Raw genomic sequence first — 21,674 nt, 5'->3', positions numbered from 1 at the left:
GGCGAGGTGGCGACCGTCACCACTCAGTCGATGAGCGCGTTGAGCAGGGACTCCTGGAGATAACCGAGATAGCGGTAGACCGACAGTTGGAACACCCGGGACGAACCCGGGTCATCGGCCACCGCGTCGTCGAGTTCCTCGTCCAGGTCGGTGCCGTCCTTGATCTCCAGGCGTACGCCCATCGCCAGCCGGGCGTCGTTGAGCGCGCGCAGCCAGGCCTCGGCCGCCTCCGCGTCCAGCCGTACCTCGCCACCGGCGTCGCCGTCGGGCAGCGCGGCGAGGATCGCGCCCGCCTGGTCGATCTTGGCGGTCTTCAGGTCGCCCTCGGTGTAGCGGCGGAACTCGGCGGTGCCGGCGTCGTCGTCCGGGTAGACGTCGGGAAAGAGCCGCCCGACCACCGGGTCGGTGTGGTCGAAGCCTTCGGTCAGCAGGCCGACCACCTCGCCTGCGACCTTGCGCAGTACGCGGACCTCGTCGACCGCGAACGTGGCCACGTAGTGGTCGCCCCGGCGGCGGAACATGCTCATGACCTCTCCACCGTCGCCCAGAGCCCGTACGCGTGCAGCTGCGCCGCGTCGTGCTCCATCCGCTCCCGGGCGCCGCTGGAGACCACGGCCTTGCCCTTGTGGTGCACGTCCAGCATGAGCCGCTCCGCCTTCTCCCGGCTGTACCCGAAGAGCTTCTGGAACACCCAGGTCACATACGTCATCAGGTTGACCGGATCGTCCCAGACGATGGTCACCCACGGCCGGTCGGAGACCGGCACCTCTTCGGTGTCCGGCGTCTCGACCGGCGCAACCTGTGGAGCCGCCATGCCCCCCATCGTGCCACCGGATCCCGGGAACCGATGAACCGGAACGGCGCGCCGGTCGTCGTCACCCGCCCGGGCCGCGTACGCGAGCCCGGGTCGCCGCCGGCCGGCGGCCCCGTCAGGCCAGCAGGATGCCGTGGTCGACAGCATCGGCGAGCACCGTGCCCAGCGAGAGCCGGATCACCTCGAAACGTCGGGACACCTCGCGGGACAGTTCGAGCTCGACCTCGCGCAGCGTGCGCTGGGCCCAGGAGCGGGCGGCGTTCGGATCGTCGTTGCCGGGCGCCCGCCAGTGCTGCCAGCAGCCGCCGTTGAGGGCGACGCCGACCGGCGGGAGGACCTCGTCGCGCGACGCGCCGGGCAGTCCGGCCAGCGCGTCCAGGGCACCGGGACCGGTCAGCCCGGCGACGCCCGCCGTGCTGGTCACCAGGAGCACCCGGTCCAGCTCGGCGGCGTCCGGGTGGTCGGCCACACCTCGCCGCAGCGCATGGATGATCCGCCGGCGTACGCCCTCGGCCGGCGGCTCGCCGAAGACCCGGGCCGCGGCCTCGTCGACCAGGTCCCGCACGGCCTCGTCGCACTGTGCGGTGGCGAGCTGCGACAGCGCTTCCAGCTCCCGGTCGAGCAGCGGAGGAAGGCCGGCGCAACCGGCCCCGAAGACGATCTCCTGCACCACCCGCAGGTGGATGTTCGCCAGCTCCAGGGCGAGGTGCTGCCGGATCCGGTGGGCGCAGGCGCGGGCCTGGCGGTCGATCCGGTCGGCCAGCTCGCCCGGCTCGACGCCGGCCGGCACCGGCACCCGGCCGGGCGCGCCGTCCGGTGCCGGCGGGCCGGCGGTGCGGCGCCGCACCTCGTCGGCCCAGCCCACCAGCGCGCGGCGCAGGCGCGGCAGCTCGGCCCGCCGGGCCGGGAACCACCGGGCCCGGTCGAGCGCCGGGACCGCGGCCAGCAACGTCGCGCGGTGCGCCTCGGTGGAGACCGACACCGGGTCGAGCCGGCCGGTGGACCCGGACCGGCCGGGCGACGGCACCGCAGCCACCCGGCCCGGTGCCTGCCCGCCGTCGCCCGGCGGGCCGGTCACGCCGGGCGTGACGGCGAAGAACACCTCGACCCGGGTACGCGCCACCTCGGCCAGCAGATGCAGCTCGGCCGCGCTGAACGCCTGGTCGGCGGAGATCACGAAGAGCAGCGCGCCGGCCCGGCCGACAGCGTCGCGCAGGACCCGGGCGCCGGCCACCCCCAGCGTGCCGGTGTCCGGGGTGTCGACCACCGTGAAGTGCCGCAGCAGCGGATCGGGCAGGCCCAGCTCGACCCGCCGGGGTGGCCGGGCCGAAGCGGCGGCCGGCGGGGCGGCGTCGTAGAGCTGCGGCCGGCGGTAGCCCGGGACGTACGCCGCGCGGGTGACGGTGGTGGCGTGCCGGACCAGCAGGTTACTTCCCGGCGGCACGGCGAGCGTCGCGGCCTCGGCCCGGAGCAGGCCGGCGATCAGCTCGCGCCGGTTCGCACCGGCCGGACCGGCGACGACCACGACGCTCGGATCGTCCGGGCCGGCGGTGGTCACCACGGGCCGGGCCGGCTGCGGGACCCGTCCGGAGCGCTGGGCCCGGCGGCGCGGCTCGGGCACGTCGACCGAGGGGAGCGGACCTGGCGTCATCAGGTGGCCTCCCGGTGAGGCGACCAGGGGGGCGGTCGCGGGATTTCCCCCGATTGCAGGGATTGCCGGAAGAGCACGGGTGCCGGCCACCCGACGACCAACACATCGGACACTCACGGGCAATGAACAGATTACTCAGCTTCTCTGCGTGACGGCACGTACGCGCACCGGAACGATCGATGTGCCGCGTCGATGGGCGGGTGGGAGGTCGTCGTCCGTATGCCCTCCACCGTCGGCGACCGGCGGTCGGCGGCCCGGAGGGACGCGGCGAGTTCGCGGGCCGCTCCGCGGTCGATGCCGGGGCACGACGGCGCGGATCCGGGCTGAACTCTAGGCTGGAGCGGTGAGCACCCTTCGTCCCGCGCTGCTGACCGACCACTACGAGCTGACCATGGTCAGCGCGGCCCTGCGTGACGGCACTGCCGATCGACGCTGCGTCTTCGAGGTGTTCAGCCGGCGGCTGCCGGCCGGGCGCCGGTACGGCGTGGTCGCCGGCACCGGCCGCCTGATCGAGATGATCCGCGACTTCCGGTTCGACCGGGCGGAGATCGACTTCCTGCGCCGTACCGGCGTGGTGGACGAGCCCGCCGCGCAGTGGCTGGCCGACTACCGGTTCACCGGCGACATCGACGGCTACGCCGAGGGCGAGCTGTTCTTCCCCGGCTCCCCGATCCTCACCGTGTCCGGCACGTTCGCCGAGTGCGTGGTGCTGGAGACGCTCGTGCTGTCGGTGCTCAACCACGACTGCGCGGTCGCCGCCGCCGCCGCCCGGATGGTCACCGCGGCCCGGGGGCGGGCCCTGATCGAGATGGGCTCCCGCCGGGCACACGAGGAGGCCGCCGTCGCCGCGGCGCGGTCCGCGTACCTGGCCGGATTCCGGTTCACCTCCAACCTGGCCGCCGGGCAGCGCTACGGCATCCCCACCGCGGGCACCGCCGCGCACGCGTTCACGCTGCTGCACGACGACGAGCGGGCCGCGTTCGCCTCCCAGGTCGCCACGCTGGGCAAGGACACCACGCTGCTTGTCGACACGTACGACATCGCCCAGGGCATCCGCAACGCCATCGCGGTGGCCGGGCCGGAGCTGCGGGCGGTCCGGATCGACTCCGGCGACCTCGCGGTGATCGCCCAGCAGTCCCGCGAGCTGCTCGACTCGCTCGGCGCCACCGAGACGAAGATCATCGTCTCCGGCGACCTGGACGAGTACGCCATCGCCGCGCTCGCCGCCGAACCGGTGGACATGTACGGCGCCGGCACCGCGGTGGTGACCGGCTCCGGTGCGCCCACCGCCGGACTGGTCTACAAGCTGGTCGAGGTCGAGGGGCGGCCGGTGGTCAAGCGCTCCGAGCACAAGGCCACCATCGGCGGCCGGAAGGTGGCGGTCCGCCGGCACAAGCCGACCGGCACCGCCACCGAGGAGGTCATCGTGCCGCAGGGCGTACCGGACCGGCAGCCGAACGACCGGCTGCTCCAGCACTCGTACGTGGTGTCGGGCGAGCCGGAGACGCTGCCCACGCTCGAGGAGTCCCGGGACCACCTGCGTCAGTGCCTGATCTCGATCCCGTGGGAGGGGCTCAAGCTCTCCGCCGGGGATCCAGCCGTACCGGTCACCGTCGTACCCGCGAGCTGAGGAGGAACCCCCGATGGCGAACGCCCTGATCATCGTGGACGTGCAGAACGACTTCTGTGAGGGCGGCTCCCTCGCGGTCGGCGGCGGGGCAGGGGTGGCCGCCGGCATCTCCCGGCTGCTCGCCGCCGAGCCGGAGCGGTGGGACCACGTGGTCGCGACGAAGGACTACCACGTCGACCCGGGCGCGCACTTCGGCGACCCGCCGGACTACGTCGACTCCTGGCCCCGGCACTGCGTGGTCGGCACCTCCGGCTCCGAGTTCCACCCCGAGCTGGCGACCGACCGGGTCGAGGTGATCTTCCACAAGGGCGAGCACGCGGCCGCGTACTCCGGTTTCGAGGGCCACGCCCCCGACGGCGAGTGCCTGGCCGACTGGCTGCGACGCCACGACGTGGACCGGGTCGACGTGGTCGGCATCGCCACCGACCACTGCGTGCGCGCGACCGCCCTGGACGCCGCCCGGGAGGGCTTCCGGACCACGGTGCTGCTCGACCTGACCGCCGCCGTCGCGCCGGACACGCTCGACGTGGCGCTGCGGGCGCTGGACGGCGCCGGGGTGACGATGGTCGGCGAGCCCGTGATCACCGCCGCTTGACCCGGTAATCGCTTGCGGGTGTCGTACCCCGGCCCCAGGATGGCGCCGGAGGTACGGACCGTCGTGAATCTGAAGCCTTACCGGGAGGCGCTCGCCCTGCCCGGTCTCCGATCGTTGCTGCTGGTGTCGGTGCTGGCCCGGGTGCCGCTCACCGCCACCGGGGTGACGCTCACCTTCTACGTGGTGCTCGACCTGGGCCGCGGCTACGGCGCCGCCGGCCTGGTCGGTGCCGCGTCGACGGTCGGCGCGGCGGTCGGCGCCCCGCTGCTCGGGCGGCTCATCGACCGCCGAGGGCTCCGGCCGGTGCTGGTGCTCACCACTGTCGCCGAGGCGCTGTTCTGGTCCGCCGCGCCCACGCTGTCGTATCCGGTGCTACTGCCTGCCGCGTTCCTCGCCGGGCTGCTCGCCCTGCCGATCTTCTCGATGGTCCGCCAGTCGATCGCCGCGCTCGTGCCGGCGGAGAAGCGCCGCCCCGCGTACGCGCTCGACTCGATGGCGGTGGAGTTGTCGTTCATGGTCGGGCCGGCGCTCGCCGTGGCCCTCGCCACCGCCGTCACGCCGCGCCTGACGCTCTGGGCGGTCGGCGCCGGCATCGTCGCCTCCGGTATCTGCTTCTGGCTGCTCGACCCGCCGATCCGGGCCGCCGACGAGCCGGCCGGGCCGCCGCGCCCGGTGCACCGCCGCGAGTGGCTCACCCCGCGCCTGCTGGCCGTCCTGGCCGTCAGCCTCGCCGCCACCCTGGTGCTCGGCGGCACCGACGTCGCGGTGGTGGCAGTGCTCCGCTCCGGTGGCGAGGTCGGCTGGACCGGCGCCGTGCTGGCCGCCTGGGCGGTCGCCTCGCTGGCAGGTGGCTTCGCCTACGGCGCGGTACGCCGCTCGTTCTCCCCGCTGGCGCTGATGGCCGCGCTGAGCCTCACCACCATCCCGGTGGGGCTGGGCGGGTCGCACTGGTGGCTGCTCTGCCTGGCGCTGATTCCGGCCGGCGCGCTCTGCGCCCCCACCATCGCGTCCACCTCCGACGCGGTCAGCCGGCTGGCCCCGTCCTCCGTCCGGGGTCTGGCGATGGGCCTGCACGGCTCCGCCGTCACGGTCGGCATCGCGCTCGGCGCACCGCTGGCCGGCGCGGTGATCGACGCCTCCGCGCCCGCGTGGGGGTTCGTGGTCACCGGTGCGATCGGCGCGCTGGTGGCGGTGGCGGTGCTCCCGATAGAGCTGCGCCACCGCCGCACCCCGGTCCCCACCCCAACTCCAGACCCCGCCCTGGCCCTGGCTCCCCGCTAGCCCTCCGCCATCGCCTCGAAGCGGGGCGAAGCCAGTACGGGGAAGTGGCTGGTTTCCCCGTGCCCCGGACACCCCCACTCCCCCGAGCTGGCGCCTGCCCTCCACCCCCGCACCGCTGATCATGAGGTTAGCGGCGACATAACGGACACGAACTGCCGTCAACTTCATGATCAACGGAGACAACCGGCCGGGGCAACCAGCCGGGGGCAACCGGCCGGGAAAGCGGCGGGCGCCGCACCCCCGTGAGGGAGTGCGGCGCCCTGTTCGACGTGGCTGCGCGGTACTCAGCGCTTGTCGAGGTTGCCCGCGGTGTCCTCCTGGTAGCTGGCGCCACCGTTCACCTCGCTGGTCAGCGGCTTCGCGCCGCCCTCGGGCGGCCCGGCCAGGCTCTGCCCGGCGGCCAGCTCGGGGAACTTCGCGTCGAACGCCGGCCGCTCGGAGCGGATACGCGGCATGCGGTCGAAGTTGCGCAGCGGCGGCGGGGAGCTGGTGGCCCACTCGAGCGAGTTGCCGTGGCCCCACGGGTCGTCGACCTCGACCACCGGGCCGGTCTTGTACGACTTCCAGCAGTTCCAGATGAACGGCAGCGTCGAGATACCGGTGATGAACGCGCCGATCGTGGAGATCGTGTTCAGCGTGGTGAAGCCGTCGGCGGCCTGGTAGTCGGCGTACCGGCGCGGCATGCCCTCGTTGCCCAGCCAGTGCTGCACCAGGAACGTGGTGTGGAAGCCGATCATGGTCAGCCAGAAGTGGATCTTTCCGAGGCGCTCGTCGAGCATCCGGCCGAACATCTTCGGGAACCAGAAGTAGATGCCGGCGAACACGGCGAACACGATCGTGCCGAACAGCACGTAGTGGAAGTGCGCCACCACGAAGTACGAGTCGTGCAGGTGGAAGTCGAGCGGCGGGCTGGCCAGCAGCACACCGGTGAGACCACCGAAGAGGAAGGTCACCAGGAAGCCGATGGAGAACAGCATCGGCGTCTCGAAGGTGATCTGACCCCGCCACATGGTGCCGATCCAGTTGAAGAACTTCATACCGGTGGGCACGGCGATCAGGTAGCTCAGGAAGCTGAAGAACGGCAGCAGCACCTGGCCGGTGGCGAACATGTGGTGCGCCCAGACGCTCATCGACAGGGCGGCGATGGCGACGGTGGCGGCGACCAGGCCCTTGTAGCCGAAGATCGGCTTACGGGAGAAGACCGGGATGATCTCGCTGATGATGCCGAAGAACGGCAGCGCGATGATGTACACCTCGGGGTGACCGAAGAACCAGAACAGGTGCTGCCACAGCATCGGCCCGCCGGTCGCCGGGTCGTACACGTGGGCGCCCATCAGGCGGTCCGCGGCGAGCGCGAACAGCGCGGCGGCCAGCAGCGGGAAGACCAGGATCGCCAGCAGGCTGGTGACCAGCATGTTCCAGGTGAAGATCGGCATCCGGAACATGGTCATGCCGGGCGCGCGCAGGGTCAGGATCGTGGTGATCAGGTTGACCGCGCCGAGGATCGTGCCCAGACCGGAGATGGCCAGGCCGACGACCCACATGTTGGCGCCGACGCCCGGGGCGTGGTCGGCGGTGCTCAGCGGCGTGTAGGCGGTCCAGCCGAAGTCGGCAGCGCCGCCCGGGGCGATGAAGCCCGCCGTGGCGAGCGTGCCACCGAACAGGTACAGCCAGTACGCGAAGGCGTTGAGCCGGGGGAACGACACGTCCGGCGCGCCGATCTGCAGCGGCACCACGTAGTTCGCGAAGGCGAACACGATCGGCGTCGCGAAGAACAGCAGCATGATCGTGCCGTGCATGGTGAAGAGCTGGTTGTACTGCTCGGGCGACAGGAACTGAAGGCCCGGTTGCGCGAGTTCCGCGCGCATGATCAGGGCCATCAGGCCGCCGATCATGAAGAACACGAACGCGGTGACCATGTACATGATCCCGATCTGCTTCGCGTCCGTGGTGCGCAGCAGCCGCGCGAGGGCCGACCCCTTGACCGGCTCGCGGACCGGCCAGGGCCGGGTCACGACCGGCTTGGGTGCGACGGTGGTCACGAGTGGCCTCCGGTTCTGGTTGTCCCGCTCGGCGCGCTGGTCATCGGCGCAGCCGTCATCCGCAAGGAGGATAGTCCCCGGTAGGTGGCCCCGCCGCGTGGGGTGGGCGGCTACGATCTCGGCCCGCTAGAGGGGGCCGGTCAGGAGCCGGTAGTGCTCCCGGAAGATCCGCCCGCCGCGTCCGCGCAGCAACGGGTCGCGCAGCGCCGGCGGCACGTCGCGGGTGCGGTTGCGGTCCCGGGTCCGGTCCCGCACCCAGCGGGTACGCGGCCGGCGACGGCTCTCGTACGCGAGCAGCGCGGCCTCGACGCTGTCGGCGGCCCGCAGCGACTCGGCGAGCACGACGGCGTCCTCCAGCGCCATTGCCGCACCCTGGGACAACGTCGGTGCGGTGGCGTGAGCGGCATCACCGACGAGCAGCACCCGGCCGTGGAACCAGCGCCCCAACTCGACCTCCTCGGTGCGCTCCACGTGCACGGTCTCCAGCGCGGCCAGCACCTCGGGCACCGGGCCGCCGTAGGAGCCGAACAGCTCGCGCAGGCGGGCGAGCGGGTCGGCGGGCAGGTCGGTGCCGGCCTCGTCGGCATAGCAGTGGAGCCGCCCGGCGCTGAGCGGCACCACCAGGAAGCCGGCCCGCTGGCCGAGCAGGGCGGTCCAGTCCGCGATCCGGGGGCCGCCGCGCACCAGGGCGCGGTAGACCACCTGCCCGGCGGGGCGTGGCGGTCCGCCGAGCGCGGCGAGCGTCCGCACTGCCGAGCGGGGCCCGTCGGCGCCGACGACCAGGTCGTACTCGCCGCCGGTGCCGTCGGTGAAGCCGACGGCGACCCGGCCGGGCAGCGGGTCGACGGTGCTCACCTCGGCGCCGTGGCGCACCGCGCCGCCGGCGCCGGTGAGCAGCACCCGGTGCAGCTCGGCCCGGGGCAGCGCCCGGCACTCCCCCACGCCGGCCCAGAGCGCGTCGAGGTCGACCTCGCACAGCGGCGCCCCGCCGGCGTCGAGGAAGCGCTGCCGGTGGATCACCTGGCCGACCGGGCGCAGCGGCCCGTCGAGGTCGAGCCGGCGCATCGCCCGGGCGGCGTTGCCCGGTAGGTAGAGGCCGGTCTCGGTCGACTCGGTGGGCGGCAGCCGCTCGGTGACGTCGGGCCGGAACCCCGCCAGGCGTAGCGCCCGGGCCACGGCGAGGCCGGCGATGCCCGCGCCGACGACGAGGATGCGCAGGGGGGAACCACCCATCACGGGGTACGCCTCCGGAGGGGGATCGGAACGCGTTGGAGGCAAGACATTACTCGCCGCAACCAGGTGGCGGAAGTGTCCGTGCGCCCTGGCGCGGGCCGCCGGTCGGCGGCGCACCCCGTCCCACCGGCAGGAATCCCGCCCCCATCTGGGGGAAGGGCGCGGCCGGGGCCCTCCCCCGCGCCACCGGGCGGACGCGGAGCGTTAACGACCTCGGCGCATTTGCGCAATGATTTCAGACATGTAAATGTATTCCTTGCATCGTGGGAGCGCTCCCGCCCGTACCCCCGACCTAACGGCGCCGTCCCGCGCCGAGCCAAGGAGCATCATGAAGCGTCCACTCAGGGCCCTCGCGGCGGCCGGGCTGCTCGCCGCCGGCACCCTCGTCGCCGTCGCGCTCGGCGGCACCGCCTCCGCCGACACCCAGATCTGCGAGCAGTACGGCTCGACCACGATCGGCGGCAAGTACGTGGTGCAGAACAACCGCTGGGGCACCAGTGCCCAGCAGTGCATCAACGTCACCTCGACCGGCTTCTCCATCACCCGCGCGGACGGCTCCGCGCCGACGAACGGGGCGCCGGTCTCCTACCCGTCTATCTTCGTGGGCTGCCACTACACCAACTGCTCGCCCGGCACGAACCTCCCGGTGCAGGTGAAGAACATCAGCAGCGCGCCGGCCAGCATCAGCTACAACTACGTCAGCGGCGCGATCTACGACGCCGCGTACGACATCTGGCTCGACCCGTCGCCGAAGCGCGACGGCGTGAACCAGATGGAGATCATGATCTGGCTCAACCGGCAGGGCCCGATCCAGCCCATCGGCTCGGTGGTCGGCAACGCCAGCATCGCCGGCCGGACCTGGGAGGTCTGGCGGGGCAGCAACGGCTCCAACAACGTCATCTCGTACGTGGCGCCGTCGGCCATCCCCAGCTTCAGCTTCGACGCGCTGGCGTTCATCAACGACACCCGCAACCGGGGCGCGATCACAGGTGACTGGTACCTGACCAGCATCCAGGCCGGCTTCGAGCCGTGGCAGGGCGGCGTCGGGCTGGCGGTGAACTCGTTCTCCCAGAACGTCGACACCGGCGGTTCCAACCCGCCGCCGACCACGTCGGCGCCGACCACGCCCCCGCCGTCGGGCGGCGCGTCCTGCACCGTCACCTACAAGGCGGCTAACGTCTGGAACAACGGCTTCACCGCCGACGTGACAGTCAAGAACACCGGCTCCGGCACGATCAACGGCTGGACGCTCAACTACAACCTGCCCTCCGGGCAGACCGTCACCAACGCGTGGAACGCGACGGTGAGCCAGAGCGGCTCGGCGGTGACCGCCCGCAACGCCGGCTACAACGGCACGCTGGCACCCGGCGCGTCGACCAGCTTCGGCTACCAGGCGACGCTGAACGGCAGCTACTCCGCGCCGAGCAGCTTCACCCTCAACGGCTCCACCTGCGCCCGGGGCTGACCACCACGCACGAGGGGGGCGCGGTCCGCGACGGACCGCGCCCCCCTCTCCCGGTACGCCTCAGCCGGCGAGCGCGTCGATGTCGCGCATCTCCTCGGCGGTCAGCGAGAACCCGAACACGTCGATGTTGGCCCGGATCCGCTCCGGCGTGACCGACTTCGGGATGACCACGATCTCGTGGTCGATGTGCCAGCGCAGCACCACCTGGGCCGGTGACACGTCGTGCGCCTGGGCGATGCGGACCAGCACCGGGTCGGACAGGTCGCTGGCCTTGAACGGGCTGTACCCCTCCAGCGCCACGCCCCGGTCCCGGTGGGCGGCGTGCGTGTGCCTGTCGTACAGCGCCGGGCTCCAGCGGATCTGGTTCACCGCGGGCGTCTCCTCGGTGGCCTGGATCAGCTCGTCGATCTGATCGGTCGAGTAGTTGCTCACCCCGACCGTGCGGGCCATGTTCTCGTCCCGCGCGGCAAGCATCTCCCGCCACACCGGGATGCTGTCGCCGGGCGCGGACGGCGGCCAGTGCACCAGCCACAGGTCGACGTAGTCGGTGTCCAGGGCGGCCAGGCTGGCCTCGATCGTCTCGCGCTCCCGGCCCACCCGGTCCGGCGGCAGCTTGGTGGTGATGAAGACGTCCTCCCGGCGCAGCCCGCTCTCCTGGACCGCCCGGCCCACCTCCTTCTCGTTGCCGTACATGGTGGCCGTGTCGATGTGCCGGTAGCCGGCGTCCAGCGCGGCGAGCACCGCCTGGAACCCGGCCTCGCCGGTGGCCTGCCACGTGCCGAAGCCGAGCAGCGGGATCCGGACGTCACCGGCGAGCGGGAGGGTGGGCTGATCGAGGTCCATGTCCCCCGTTCTACCCCGGTTCGCCGCGCACACACCGGCATCCCGGCGCGTACGGCACGTCTGGGGGAGGATGCGGGGATGGCGGACCGGCTGGAGGAGTACCGGCGGAAACGGGACGCCGCGCGTACCCCGGAACCGGTGCCCGAGCGGGTGCGGGGCCGGAAGCGGTCCGCGCGGCGCGCGCCACGCTTCGTCATCCAGCAGCACCACGCCCGGAGCCTGCACTGGGACCTGCGGCTGGAGCACGACGGCGTGCTGGCCTCCTGGGCGGTCCCGCGCGGCCTGCCCCGCGACCCGGGCCGCAACCACCTGGCCGTGCACACCGAGGACCACCCGATGGAATACCTGACGTTCCACGGCGAGATCCCCGCCGGGGAGTACGGCGGCGGGCGGATGACAGTGCACGACACCGGCACCTACCGCGCGGAGAAGTGGCGCGACGACGAGGTGATAGTGGTGCTCGACGGCGAGCGCACGAAGGGACGGTACGTCCTGTTCGCCACCGGTGGCCGGGGCCGGGACTGGATGATCAGGCGCACCGACCCGGCGCCGGAGGGCTGGACGCCGATGCCCGAACTGGTCCGCCCGATGCTCGCCGCGCAGGGCGGGCGGCTGCCACGCGACGCCGCCGCCTGGGGGTACGAGCCGCGCTGGGCGGGCGTGCGCGCGATGGCGTACGTCTCCGGCGGCCGGCTGCGGCTGCTCGACGGCGACGACACGGAGATCACCGGCTCGTACCCCTGGGCGCGGGCGATGGCCGAGGCGCTGGCCCCGGCGGAGGCGGTGCTCGACGGCGTGTTGGTCCGGATCGACCCGGCCGGGCGGGTCCGCGCGCCGACCCGGCGCGACGGGCAGTTCCTCGCCGTCGACCTGCTCTGGCTGGAGGGCGTGTCCAGTCTCGACGTGCCGTACGCGCAACGCCGTGACCTGCTCGACGGTCTGGCGCTCGCCGGTCCGCACTGGCAGACTCCGCCGTGGTTCCCGGGAGTCGGCGCGGACGCCCTACGGGCCGCACGTGAGCAGGGGCTCCCGGGAGTGGTGGCGAAACGCCTCGACTCCCCGTACGAGCCGGGCCGGCGCAGCCGGCACTGGCTGAGCATCGACGCGAGCTGAGGACCACCGTGCATCTGACGCACCTGGAGTGCCCGCGCTGCGGCCGTGAACATCCGGCCGACGTGTTGCAGAACCTCTGCGGCTGCGGCTCGCCGCTGCTGGCCCGCTACGACCTCGCCGCGGTGGCCGCCACCGTCACGCCGGAACAGTTCGGGCTGCGCCCGGCCGACCTGTGGCGCTACCGCGAGCTGCTGCCGGTGGCCGATCCCCGGTGCGTCACGACGCTGGGCGAGGGCTGGACGCCGATGTGGCGCGCGCCCGCGTACGGCCACGAGATCGGTGTGGCGGACCTGATCGTCAAGGACGAGGGGCTGACCCCGACCGGGTCGTTCAAGGCGCGCGGCGCGTCGGTGGGCGTGAGCCGGGCCCGGGAGCTGGGCGTGCGGCGGATCGCCATGCCCACGAACGGCAACGCCGGTGCGGCGTGGGCCACCTACGCGGCGCGGGCCGGGATGGGCGCGACGATCGCCATGCCGCTGGCCGCGCCGACGATCTGCCGCGAGGAGTGCCTCGCCGCCGGCGCCGACCTGCGGCTCATCGACGGCCTGATAAACGACGCGGGCCGGGAGATCGCCGAACTGGTCGCCGGATCGGACGGCGGGATCTTCGACGCCGGCACGCTGCGCGAGCCCTACCGCCTGGAGGGCAAGAAGACCATGGGGTACGAGATCGTCGAGCAGCTCGGCTGGCAGGTGCCCGACGTGATCGTCTATCCCACCGGCGGGGGCGTCGGGCTGATCGGCATCCACAAGGCGCTGCACGAGCTGCGCGAGCTGGGCTGGGTGGAGGACCGGCTGCCCCGGCTGGTGGCGGTGCAGTCGACCGGGTGCGCGCCGATCGTACGGGCGTTCGCGGCCGGCGAGGACCGGGCCACCCCGTGGGCGGACGCGCACACAGTCGCGTTCGGCATCACGGTGCCCGCCCCGCTCGGTGACGAGCTGGTCCTGTCCGCGCTGCGGGAGAGCGCCGGCACCGCGATCGCCGTGGACGACGCGGAGATCCTCACCGACCTGCGTGACTTCGCCGCCCGGGAGGGGCTGCTGCTCTGCCCGGAGGGCGCGGCGTGCCTGACCGCCACCCGGCACCTGCGTGCGGGCGGCTGGATCCGGCCCGGGGAGCGCGTGGTGGTGCTCAACACCGGGGCCGGCGTCAAGTACCCGGGCCTGGTGCACAGCGGGGCGCCCGTCTGACCTGCGCGGTCGTGGCGCCCCGCTCGGCTGGGGTTCAGGAGGTGGGCGGCTCGTCCTCGCCCGCCTCCTCGGCGGCGTCCGCCTCCTCCTTCGTCTTGTGCACCGCGCCGTCGGCGTGCTCCGGCGGGCCGTAGACGGTGTAGAGCACCAGCGGGTTCGGTCCGGTGTTGACGAAGTTGTGCTTCGTGCCGGCCGGCACGACCACCAGGTCGCCGGAGACGACCTCCTTCTTCTCACCGGCCACCCGCGCCTCGCCGGTGCCGCTGACGAAGGTGAGGATCTGGTCGATGCCCTCGTGCACCTCCTCGCCGATCTCGCCGCCCGGCGGAATGGTCATGATGACCAGCTGGGTGTGCTCCCCGGTCCAGAGCACGCGGCGGAAGTCGGGACTCTTCTCGGCGACTGTCGCGATCGTGAAATGCTCCATGGCTCGCTCATACCCCGATCACGCGCCCGCCACGCCGGGAGTGGCAGATGGTGGAATTCCCCACGCCCGGCGGGTTTGGCTCCCTCCGGAAGGGGCATGTGCTCCCGACAAGACCGGTGCGGTGCTGGCCGGTCGAGCCAGGTCCCCGTCGGCGTACCGCCGTACGGCTGCGGTGGCGGGAGACGGCCGGAGCGCGGCGACGTTACGACCGGAGGTCGTGCGGCGCCGTGCGCTCGTCTCCGCGCCCGGACGGCCTCTCGCCGGTTCCCCCGCTAGCGCCTGACGCGGCGCAGCCCCCTGGTTACTCTGAAGTATGGTGCCGCTCCGAGGTCGGCCGACGGTCTACCGTCCGGTGCTGGCCGCGCGGCGTGGGGAGCTGGAGGCGCTGGCCCATCTGGACGACGCCTCCGCCGCGCTCGTCGCACCGGTCCTCGACGTCCCGGCGGGCATTCCGTCCATCGTGGACGGCCTGACCCGGCTGCCGGACGGGCTGCTGTGCGCGGTCGACGTGTCGGCGCTGCCGGACGCCCCGGAACACGATCCGGTCCGCTGGGGCGTACCGCTGGTGCCGGTGATCGGTCTCGCGGACAGTGACCGGCGGCTGGCCGCGCACGGCGCGGCGGCCCGGGCCTGGGCGCACCACGCGGTCGTCCGGTTGCGGGTCGGCCCGGACCGCGCCGGACCGGACGCGGCCACCGCGGCGGCGGAACGGGTGTGGCGGGTGACCGGCCTGCTGCCCGAGCAGTGCGACCTGCTGCTCGACGCCGGGGACGTGTGCTGCCGGGCCGACGTCCGGCTGGCCGAACCGCGGCTCCGGCGGGCCGCGCAGTGGGCACTGCGGCACGCCTGGCGTTCGGTGACGGTGGCGGCCGGCGGGATGCCGCCGGCCCTGTCCCGGCTGCCGGTGGACGAGCCGGTCCGGCTGGACCGCCACGACTGGTCGCTCTGGCGGCGCCTGGCCGACCTGCGCCTCGGTTACGGCGACTACGGCGTGGGCTGCGCGGTACGGGACGCGGACGAGCCGGGCGACCGGGCACCGACGCTGCGCTGGGCCGACGACGAGGCATGGTGGGTCTACCGCTGGTCGCGGCGCGGCGGCCGGGCCGACGACCGGTTCGCCGACCTGTGCCGCACGCTGACCACCGCGCCGCACTGGTCACCGGCCGGGGCCGGCTTCTCCTGGGGCGACCACGAGGTCGTCCGGCGGGCGCGGCGGGGCGCCGGCGCGGGCTCACCCGCCAACTGGATCGCGTGGAGCACCTCGCACCATCTGGCGCACGTGCTGGCCGCGCTGGTCCGGCCGGAACCGGACCAGCGCGCCGGCTGAGCTCACTCCTGCTCGGTGAACCCGAACTGCACCACGCCCTCCTCGTCGACGACCGCGTCCACCGACGTGTCGTTCAGCAGCTCGGCCGCGTCGGAGTCGAGGAAGATGCGCGCCCCTTCGGTGTCCACCACCTGGTCGCCCTGCACCGGCTGCGGCACCAGCTCGATCGAGAGCGAACCGGCGTCGGTGTCGGCGGCGATGCGCAGCCCACCGGCGTCGGCGACGTCCTGCTGGGCGGCGAGGTCACGGATCACCAGGACGGCGTTGTCGGTCATGGTCAGCATGGCTGAACTCCTCATGGCTGGATGTCGGGTTCCGCGGGCGACACGGCCCACGCGGTCGGCTCGCGACCCGGAAGCGGGCGGAACAGGTTCTCGCCGCGCTGGAGGCAGGGCGTTCCACCGCCCTCACCCCCACCGTGCCCGCTGCCCGGTCATCCGTCAAACGGAACCCGATGATCGGCCGCTCCCCGGTGAACAGGGGTTTCCCCCGGCCCGGCCGGGGAACTCCCCGCGTTCGCGGTGTCCGCGCCGGCCCCGCAAATAACCTTTCACCCGGGAGTCTTCTCCGCAGGAAATCTCCGTGGCAGCATCTGCACATGGATCGTCGCCTATTCCCCCGGGCGCTGGCGGTGCTGGTGCTGGTCGCCACCGCGGCCACCGCCGGCACCACCACCGCCACCGCCGAAGCGCCCACCCCCGCGCAGACCCGGCTGCACGCCACCATCGACGCGGTCCTCGCCGACAGCCGGCTCAACGGGGCCCAGGCGGGCGTGGTCGTCGTCGACACCACCACCGGCCGCACGCTCTACGACCGCAACGGCACCCGCCGGCTCATCCCCGCCTCCAACACCAAGCTGCTCACCTCGGCCGCGGCGATGGAGCTGCTCGGCCCGGGCCACCGCTTCGCCACCGAGGTCAGCACCGACGGGCAGCGCCACGCCGGGATGCTCTCCGGCGACCTCTACCTGCGCGGCGGTGGCGACCCGACCATCCTCGCCGCCGACTACGACCGGCTCGCCCAGCAGGTCGCGGCGGCGGGCGTACGGGTGGTTGCGGGCGACCTGGTCGCTGACGACACCCGGTACGACCGCGACCGGCTCGGTCCGGACTGGACCTGGGACGACGAGCCCTACTACTACGCCGCCCAGGTGTCCGCGCTCACGGTGGCCCCGGACACCGACTACGACGCCGGCACCGTGATCGTGCGCGCCGCGCCGGGCACCCGGGAGGGAGCCCGCCCGAAGATCACCATGACGCCGGAGAACGGCTGGCTGCGCATCGACAACCGGGCCGAGACGGTCGCCGACGGCGAGACCACAATCTCCTTCGAACGCGAGCACGGCGGCAACACCGTGGTGGTGACCGGCCAGATCGCGGTCGGCGAGGCAGCCGAGAGCGACTGGGTGACCGTCTGGGAACCGACCGGGTACGCCGCCGACGTGTTCCGCTCCGCGCTGCGGCGGCACGGCGTACGGGTGCTCGGCCGGACCGTGCTCGGCAGCGCCACCCCGGACACCGCCAAGCCGCTCGCCCGGCACGACTCGATGCCGCTGGCCGACCTGATGGTGCCGTTCCTCAAGCTCTCCAACAACGGGCACGCCGAGGTGCTGACGAAGGAACTGGGCCGGCAGCTGTCCGGTTCCGGGACCTGGGCCGCCGGCCTCTCCGCGATCAGCGGGTACGTGGGCGACGCCGGGGTGGACACCGGCACGCTGCGCCAGCGCGACGGGTCCGGCCTGTCCCGGCGCAACTTCGTCCCGCCGGCCCAGTTCGTCACGCTGCTCTCGGCGGTCCGCGCCGAACCCTGGTTCGACACCTGGTACGCCGCGCTGCCGGTGGCCGGCAACCCGGACCGGTTCGTGGGCGGGACGCTGCGCAGCCGGATGGGCGGCACGCCCGCCGCGAACAACGTGCACGCCAAGACGGGCAGCCTGACCGGGGCCTCGGCGCTCTCCGGTTACGTCACCGACGCCGACGGGCGGCTGCTCGCCTTCTCGATCGTGCTGAACAACTACCTCACCTCGTCGGTGAAGGGGCTGGAGGACCAGATCGCGATCGCGCTTGCCGCGCACACCGAGAAGGAGACGGCGACCGCCCGGCGGACGGTGCCCACCGCGCCGGACTCGCCGCGCGTGCCGGAGGGGCGGGAGTGCTCCTGGGTGAAGCCCGCGCTCTGCTGACCGGCCGGGCCGCCCCGGCGCTCAGGCGCCGGGGCGGTACGGGCGCGGGCCGGCCCCGGGGTCGCCCCGCTCGACGAGCGCGTCGATCTCGGCCGGCGGCAGCCCGCGCAGGGTGAGCACCCGCCGGCCCCACCGGTGCAGGCGGCACGGGTGCGGGCTGGCGTCGTTGCGGCAGACGGTCCCACCCGACCAGGTCCGGGGCGCGTGCACCACCACCGCCCGCACCGCGAACTGGACGTCCTCGACCGTCACGTACGGCGGCATCGGGATCTCGCGCGGCACGTCGGCGTCGCTACGCGGGCGGGCGGGGACGACGGGGGCAGAGCCGGTCATCGGTCGGGCCTCCACAGAGGATGGTCGGACGTGGCAACGGAAACCTACGACGCCCGGCCGGGTACGCGACGGACAAACTGTCCCCGCTCAGCGCAGCGCCACCGCCTGGAGGCTGACGTTGCCGCAGTCGCCCAGTGACTCCTCCACGGTCCAGTTCAGCAGCAGCTTCGCGCCGCGCGGGGCGCGGAACCTGACGGTGAACTCGGTGGTGAGCGCGGTGTGCGGATCCTCCATCCGCAGCGTGGTCACCGGGCCGCCGGTGGAGACGCGCACGTCGAGGCGGCCACGGGCCATCCAGAGCCCGGCGTACAGACGCACCGTGCGCGGGCTCCCGTCGGCGGCCACCGCCAGGTTGAACCCGCTGCCCCGGTGGCAGGTGTAGACGCCGGACATGGTGCCGCTCGCCGAGGCGACAGGGGCTCCGTCGCGCCAGGCGTACGCCTCCGGGTTGTTGCTGAAGCTCTCCCGCCGCCCCCGGCCGCCCTCGTCGCGGATCTCACCGGAGCCGCCCCGCTTGCGGACCGCCCGGTCGGCGCCGGTGAGCCCCCAGTGGACCCAGTCGGTGGGGCCGGCGGCCGTGAGGTCGACGGTGGCGGGCACCTCCGCGCGGGTGACCGTGACGGTCGGCGGCAGCGCGCTCGTCGGCGACGGCGACGGCGTGGACGGCGACGGGCTCGGCGACGGCGGCCGCTGCCGGGGGCGCAGCCCCGGGTTGACCACCGTCTCGCCGGCCTCGTTCGGCAACCCGACCGGGCCGGGCGGAGCGACGGGCAACCCGGCGTGCTCCTCGCGCGGCGCGTCGTGCCGTTCCCCGCCGAGATAGAACGCCAGCGCCGCCAGGCAGAGGACCGCGGCCAGCCCTTCCAGCATCAACCGCCGCCGACGGCGCAGCCGGCGCAGCGCGGACCGGGTACGCGGAAGGCCGTGCCGATGCGATCCGGGGCCGGTACGCGGACGGTCCTCCTGGCCCACCACACCCTCCACTTCGGTCACCGCACCGTCCGATACGACCGGAGCATGACGGGCTTCACGGTGTCACCGGAAGAGGGTTCGCGCCATATGTCGAGCGACGGGAGTTTCCAGTTCGTTACCTCACGGCCGGCCACCGGGCCGCTCAGCTTACCGTGATCGCCTGCAACGCCACCCCGTCGTTCTGCCCGCCGGTCACCGTCAGGGCCTGCCACCTGATCAGCAGCCGCTCCCCCGGCGTCGCCCGGAAGCGGATGACGTACTGGTAGAAGCGGTCACCCGCGGCGAGGGCGACCTCGCGGACGGCGGGATCGCCGCCGCTGGACAGCGACAGGTCCAGCCGCGCGCCGGCCGAGAACGTGCCGACGAACAACCGGACCGTACGCGGCTTCCCGCTCCCGGCCACGCCGAGCGTGAAGCTCTTGCCGGCGCCGCGCTGGAAGACCCCCGCGCGGGTGCCCTCCTGGGCGGCGGTCGGCGTGCCGTCGGTCCATTGGAGATCGCTGGCGCCCGCGTTGTGCTCCAGCCGCTCGCCGCCCGGATCCTGGATCTCACCGGTGCCGCCCGCCTTGCGATGGAAGCTGTCCGCGCCGGAGCCGCCCCAGTGCCGCCAGTCCCGCGTACCGAGCGCGGTGAGCGACACCGTCCCGGGCAGCGGCACCAGGTCCACGTCGAGCAGTGGCCCGCCGGGCGACACCGGGTCGGCCGGCACGGCCGGCGCCTGATCGTCGGGTGCCTGATCGTCGGGCGCCTGGTCATCGGACGCCTGATCGCTCGGCGCCGCCACGGGCGAGGTCTCCCGGGTCAACGGCGGTGGCGCGGGTGACCGGACCGTGAACGCAAGCGCCGCCGCCAGCCCGGTCACGGCCACCGCCGCCAGCACGGCGCGCCGACGCCGACGCCGGCCCCGGGCCACCGCGACCCGGGTAGCCGGGGCATCGACCGGAGGCCGGGTCGGGCCGAGCGTCCGGCCCAGCCGGGCCCGCACCGTCCGGGCCGCGTCGCGCAGCCGGACGCCGATCCGGCCCGCCAGGCTGGTGATCCCGCCGGCCAGGTTGGTGATCCCGCCGACCAGCTTGCCGATCTTCACGCCGGCGAGGTTGCCGATTCGGCTCGCCAGGTCGGCGAGGCGGGCCGGGATGCTCTCCCGGACGGAGTGCCGGCCCGGCCTCGCCTCCGTGCCGGTCACCTGCGGCGGGCCGGGTTCGGCCGGATCGGGAGCGGGACCCTGCCGGACCGGCGACGGAGCGGACAGGTGCAGTCCGATCGGCGCCGGCCCGACCAGCGGAACCCGGCCGCCGGGCGGGTTCGGACGCGACTCGGGGCCGGCCGGCGCAGCGGAAACGAGCGGTCCCGGAGCGAGTGGGCCCGGAGCGGGCAGGCTGGGTGCGGGTATGTCGGCCGGGAGCGGGCCGGCGGGCGGAAGGTCGGGAGCCGGCGGGCCGGCGGCGCGCGGAGGCGGCCAGACGGCGGTACCGGGCGGATCCAGGTCGACCGGCGGCACCGGATCGTCCGGGTCGGACGGTGAGCGCTCGGCGTCCCGTGGCGTCACCGGCCGGGGTACGCCGGGATCGGTGTCCCCGGGCAGGCGGCGTGGACCGGCGGGCCGCTCCGGCGCGTCTGCCGAATCGTCCGGCGTGGGCAGCCAACCCCCGACCCGGATTCCGGTCCGCGCGATGTCGTCCTCAGCCACCGACCCTCCCTCGGCCACCGGCGGCGAGCGGCCCGGCCCCGTAGCTCGCCGTAGGGAGGATGACACAGAACGCGATCTTGCAGAAGGGCATCAGTCCGCGCGATTCCCACGCGCCACACCCCGCCGCACCCCTCCCTGAACCAGATCTTGGAAGAATTAGGCCCCCATAGGGGCCATTTCCTTCCAAGATCTCCCCAGGCTCGGCGCCCACCGACGCACCGGGCGGGTGGGCGGGTGGGCGGGCGCGCGCTGGGGTGGGCGGTGGGTGGTCAGTGGCGGGCTCAGCCGACCTGGAAGCCGAGCGCCTGGGCCAGCACCATCGCCTGCTCGACGTCGATCCGCGCACCGGAACGCTGCACCGCCGTCGGGTCGAGCGAGGACAGGTCGCTGCCGCGCAGGTCGGCGCGGATCAGCTTGGCGGCGTGCAACTGGGCGCCGGAGAGGTCCACGCCGGTCAGCGTCGCGCCGGTCAGGTCGGCGCCGGTCAGGTCGACCTCCCGCATCCGTACGTCGGTGACCCGCGCCCCGCGCAGGTCGGCTCCGGCGAGCGTGACGAAGGACCAGTCGCCCCGGTCGATCCGCAACGGGCGCAGGTCGCAGCGGTCGAACGTGCTGCCGACCAGCTTGCAGCCGGTGAACTCGGCCTCGAACAGGTTGCACTTGCTGAACGAGCACCTGGTGAACGCCGAGTCGGTGTGCCGGGAGGCGTTGAACGCCACGTTGCCGAACACGCAGTCGGTGAAGACCGCACCCCGGCTGACCGCCTCGGTCAGGTCGACGTGGAAGAACTCGCACCGCACGAAGTGCCGGTCGGCCAGCTCCTCGGCGTACCAGTCCTCCTGGCGGTAGGTGACGTCCTCGACCTGCTCGGGCATGCCACCGACAG

At 73.5% G+C, this 21,674-nt stretch carries 20 protein-coding genes; 8 read left to right on the top strand and 12 right to left on the bottom strand.

Annotated features, from left to right (window positions below; all coding sequences use genetic code 11):
* Positions 1–23: 23 nt before the first annotated feature.
* The 3 genes from AB0B20_RS00470 to AB0B20_RS00460 all read right to left on the bottom strand — a co-directional run bounded on the left by AB0B20_RS00470 (position 24) and on the right by AB0B20_RS00460 (position 2,465).
* Positions 24–527, bottom strand: a complete 504-nt coding sequence (locus AB0B20_RS00470; RefSeq protein WP_357385962.1) for a DUF2017 domain-containing protein — start codon at positions 525–527, stop codon at positions 24–26.
* A complete protein-coding gene (gene clpS / locus AB0B20_RS00465) occupies positions 524–814 on the bottom strand; it encodes an ATP-dependent Clp protease adapter ClpS (RefSeq protein WP_181571954.1) in 291 nt (96 codons plus the stop codon). The genes AB0B20_RS00470 and clpS overlap by 4 nt, the downstream gene beginning before the upstream one ends.
* 115 nt (positions 815–929) lie before the next feature.
* The gene (locus AB0B20_RS00460) at positions 930–2,465 is read right to left on the bottom strand and encodes a hypothetical protein (protein WP_357466922.1); all 1,536 of its coding nucleotides are present in this window, start codon (positions 2,463–2,465) and stop codon (positions 930–932) included.
* A 343-nt stretch (positions 2,466–2,808) separates the two neighbouring features.
* On the opposite strand from AB0B20_RS00460, the gene AB0B20_RS00455 reads away from it, so the two are divergent.
* Genes AB0B20_RS00455 through AB0B20_RS00445 form a run of 3 tightly spaced genes read left to right on the top strand, consistent with a single transcriptional unit; the run spans position 2,809 to position 5,971 of the window.
* A complete protein-coding gene (locus tag AB0B20_RS00455; protein WP_357385966.1) occupies positions 2,809–4,095 on the top strand; it encodes a nicotinate phosphoribosyltransferase in 1,287 nt (428 codons plus the stop codon).
* A 13-nt stretch (positions 4,096–4,108) separates the two neighbouring features.
* Positions 4,109–4,690 carry an isochorismatase family protein gene (locus AB0B20_RS00450; RefSeq protein ID WP_357385968.1) on the top strand — a complete coding sequence of 194 codons (582 nt, stop codon included), beginning with the start codon at positions 4,109–4,111 and terminating at the stop codon, positions 4,688–4,690.
* 39 nt (positions 4,691–4,729) lie between these two features.
* The gene (locus AB0B20_RS00445) at positions 4,730–5,971 is read left to right on the top strand and encodes an MFS transporter (RefSeq protein ID WP_357466918.1); all 1,242 of its coding nucleotides are present in this window, start codon (positions 4,730–4,732) and stop codon (positions 5,969–5,971) included.
* A gap of 284 nt (positions 5,972–6,255) precedes the next feature.
* On the opposite strand, the gene ctaD is transcribed toward AB0B20_RS00445, so the two are convergent.
* Together ctaD and AB0B20_RS00435 are read right to left on the bottom strand one after the other, a co-directional pair.
* Entirely contained in the window at positions 6,256–8,013 is a 1,758-nt protein-coding gene (gene ctaD, locus AB0B20_RS00440; protein ID WP_357385972.1) for a cytochrome c oxidase subunit I, read from the bottom strand.
* A gap of 126 nt (positions 8,014–8,139) precedes the next feature.
* The gene (locus AB0B20_RS00435; RefSeq protein ID WP_357466913.1) at positions 8,140–9,246 is read right to left on the bottom strand and encodes an FAD-dependent monooxygenase; all 1,107 of its coding nucleotides are present in this window, start codon (positions 9,244–9,246) and stop codon (positions 8,140–8,142) included.
* A 328-nt stretch (positions 9,247–9,574) separates the two neighbouring features.
* Here AB0B20_RS00435 and AB0B20_RS00430 point away from each other — a divergent pair, with 328 nt between their 5' ends.
* Entirely contained in the window at positions 9,575–10,711 is a 1,137-nt protein-coding gene (locus AB0B20_RS00430; RefSeq protein WP_357466910.1) for a cellulose binding domain-containing protein, read from the top strand.
* Positions 10,712–10,771: 60 nt separating this feature from the next.
* Here the strand turns inward: AB0B20_RS00430 and AB0B20_RS00425 are convergent, their stop codons facing one another.
* On the bottom strand, positions 10,772–11,554 hold the full coding sequence (locus AB0B20_RS00425; RefSeq protein WP_357385978.1) for an aldo/keto reductase: 783 nt from the start codon (positions 11,552–11,554) through the stop codon (positions 10,772–10,774).
* 78 nt (positions 11,555–11,632) lie between these two features.
* Here AB0B20_RS00425 and AB0B20_RS00420 point away from each other — a divergent pair, with 78 nt between their 5' ends.
* Positions 11,633–12,667 (top strand): DNA polymerase ligase N-terminal domain-containing protein, encoded by a 1,035-nt coding sequence (locus AB0B20_RS00420; protein WP_357466907.1) that lies wholly within the window; start codon positions 11,633–11,635, stop codon positions 12,665–12,667.
* A gap of 8 nt (positions 12,668–12,675) precedes the next feature.
* Positions 12,676–13,857, top strand: a complete 1,182-nt coding sequence (locus tag AB0B20_RS00415) for a threonine synthase (protein WP_357385982.1) — start codon at positions 12,676–12,678, stop codon at positions 13,855–13,857.
* 34 nt (positions 13,858–13,891) lie between these two features.
* On the opposite strand, the gene AB0B20_RS00410 is transcribed toward AB0B20_RS00415, so the two are convergent.
* Positions 13,892–14,284: a cupin domain-containing protein gene (locus AB0B20_RS00410; protein ID WP_013284343.1), complete on the bottom strand. Its 393-nt coding sequence runs from the start codon at positions 14,282–14,284 to the stop codon at positions 13,892–13,894.
* Between the two features lie 313 nt (positions 14,285–14,597).
* Between AB0B20_RS00410 and AB0B20_RS00405 the strand changes: the two genes are divergently transcribed.
* Complete coding sequence (locus tag AB0B20_RS00405) at positions 14,598–15,611, top strand: hypothetical protein (protein WP_357466902.1); 1,014 nt, start codon at positions 14,598–14,600, stop codon at positions 15,609–15,611.
* A 2-nt stretch (positions 15,612–15,613) separates the two neighbouring features.
* On the opposite strand, the gene AB0B20_RS00400 is transcribed toward AB0B20_RS00405, so the two are convergent.
* Positions 15,614–15,895, bottom strand: coding sequence for an iron-sulfur cluster biosynthesis family protein (locus tag AB0B20_RS00400; RefSeq protein ID WP_357385986.1), 282 nt, complete (start codon positions 15,893–15,895; stop codon positions 15,614–15,616).
* 314 nt (positions 15,896–16,209) lie between these two features.
* On the opposite strand from AB0B20_RS00400, the gene dacB reads away from it, so the two are divergent.
* A complete protein-coding gene (gene dacB, locus AB0B20_RS00395) occupies positions 16,210–17,793 on the top strand; it encodes a D-alanyl-D-alanine carboxypeptidase/D-alanyl-D-alanine-endopeptidase (RefSeq protein ID WP_357466898.1) in 1,584 nt (527 codons plus the stop codon).
* 21 nt (positions 17,794–17,814) lie between these two features.
* On the opposite strand, the gene AB0B20_RS00390 is transcribed toward dacB, so the two are convergent.
* The 4 genes from AB0B20_RS00390 to AB0B20_RS00375 all read right to left on the bottom strand — a co-directional run bounded on the left by AB0B20_RS00390 (position 17,815) and on the right by AB0B20_RS00375 (position 21,663).
* Complete coding sequence (locus tag AB0B20_RS00390) at positions 17,815–18,126, bottom strand: hypothetical protein (RefSeq protein WP_357385989.1); 312 nt, start codon at positions 18,124–18,126, stop codon at positions 17,815–17,817.
* Between the two features lie 87 nt (positions 18,127–18,213).
* Entirely contained in the window at positions 18,214–19,119 is a 906-nt protein-coding gene (locus tag AB0B20_RS00385; protein WP_357466895.1) for a hypothetical protein, read from the bottom strand.
* A 121-nt stretch (positions 19,120–19,240) separates the two neighbouring features.
* Positions 19,241–20,788, bottom strand: a complete 1,548-nt coding sequence (locus AB0B20_RS00380) for a hypothetical protein (protein ID WP_357466892.1) — start codon at positions 20,786–20,788, stop codon at positions 19,241–19,243.
* 281 nt (positions 20,789–21,069) lie between these two features.
* Positions 21,070–21,663: a pentapeptide repeat-containing protein gene (locus AB0B20_RS00375; RefSeq protein WP_357385995.1), complete on the bottom strand. Its 594-nt coding sequence runs from the start codon at positions 21,661–21,663 to the stop codon at positions 21,070–21,072.
* Positions 21,664–21,674: the final 11 nt, after the last annotated feature.

This window comes from Micromonospora sp. NPDC049151 (genome assembly GCF_040648395.1).
Classification (GTDB): Bacteria; Actinomycetota; Actinomycetes; order Mycobacteriales; family Micromonosporaceae; genus Micromonospora.
Note: the sequence above shows the minus strand (reverse complement) of the source record. Positions and strands in the feature narration are given on the sequence as shown.

Coding starts and splice junctions, on each gene's coding strand:
- AB0B20_RS00445 (WP_357466918.1), top strand. CDS start 4,730: ATGGCGCCGGAGGTACGGACCGTCGTGAATCTGAAGCCTTACCGGGAG.
- AB0B20_RS00405 (WP_357466902.1), top strand. CDS start 14,598: ATGGTGCCGCTCCGAGGTCGGCCGACGGTCTACCGTCCGGTGCTGGCC.
- AB0B20_RS00410 (WP_013284343.1), bottom strand. CDS start 14,284: ATGGAGCATTTCACGATCGCGACAGTCGCCGAGAAGAGTCCCGACTTC.
- clpS (WP_181571954.1), bottom strand. CDS start 814: ATGGCGGCTCCACAGGTTGCGCCGGTCGAGACGCCGGACACCGAAGAG.
- AB0B20_RS00450 (WP_357385968.1), top strand. CDS start 4,109: ATGGCGAACGCCCTGATCATCGTGGACGTGCAGAACGACTTCTGTGAG.
- AB0B20_RS00430 (WP_357466910.1), top strand. CDS start 9,575: ATGAAGCGTCCACTCAGGGCCCTCGCGGCGGCCGGGCTGCTCGCCGCC.
- AB0B20_RS00390 (WP_357385989.1), bottom strand. CDS start 18,126: ATGACCGGCTCTGCCCCCGTCGTCCCCGCCCGCCCGCGTAGCGACGCC.
- AB0B20_RS00435 (WP_357466913.1), bottom strand. CDS start 9,246: ATGGGTGGTTCCCCCCTGCGCATCCTCGTCGTCGGCGCGGGCATCGCC.
- AB0B20_RS00375 (WP_357385995.1), bottom strand. CDS start 21,663: ATGCCCGAGCAGGTCGAGGACGTCACCTACCGCCAGGAGGACTGGTAC.
- dacB (WP_357466898.1), top strand. CDS start 16,210: ATGGATCGTCGCCTATTCCCCCGGGCGCTGGCGGTGCTGGTGCTGGTC.
- AB0B20_RS00460 (WP_357466922.1), bottom strand. CDS start 2,465: ATGACGCCAGGTCCGCTCCCCTCGGTCGACGTGCCCGAGCCGCGCCGC.
- AB0B20_RS00425 (WP_357385978.1), bottom strand. CDS start 11,554: ATGGACCTCGATCAGCCCACCCTCCCGCTCGCCGGTGACGTCCGGATC.
- AB0B20_RS00470 (WP_357385962.1), bottom strand. CDS start 527: ATGAGCATGTTCCGCCGCCGGGGCGACCACTACGTGGCCACGTTCGCG.
- AB0B20_RS00400 (WP_357385986.1), bottom strand. CDS start 15,895: ATGCTGACCATGACCGACAACGCCGTCCTGGTGATCCGTGACCTCGCC.
- AB0B20_RS00420 (WP_357466907.1), top strand. CDS start 11,633: ATGGCGGACCGGCTGGAGGAGTACCGGCGGAAACGGGACGCCGCGCGT.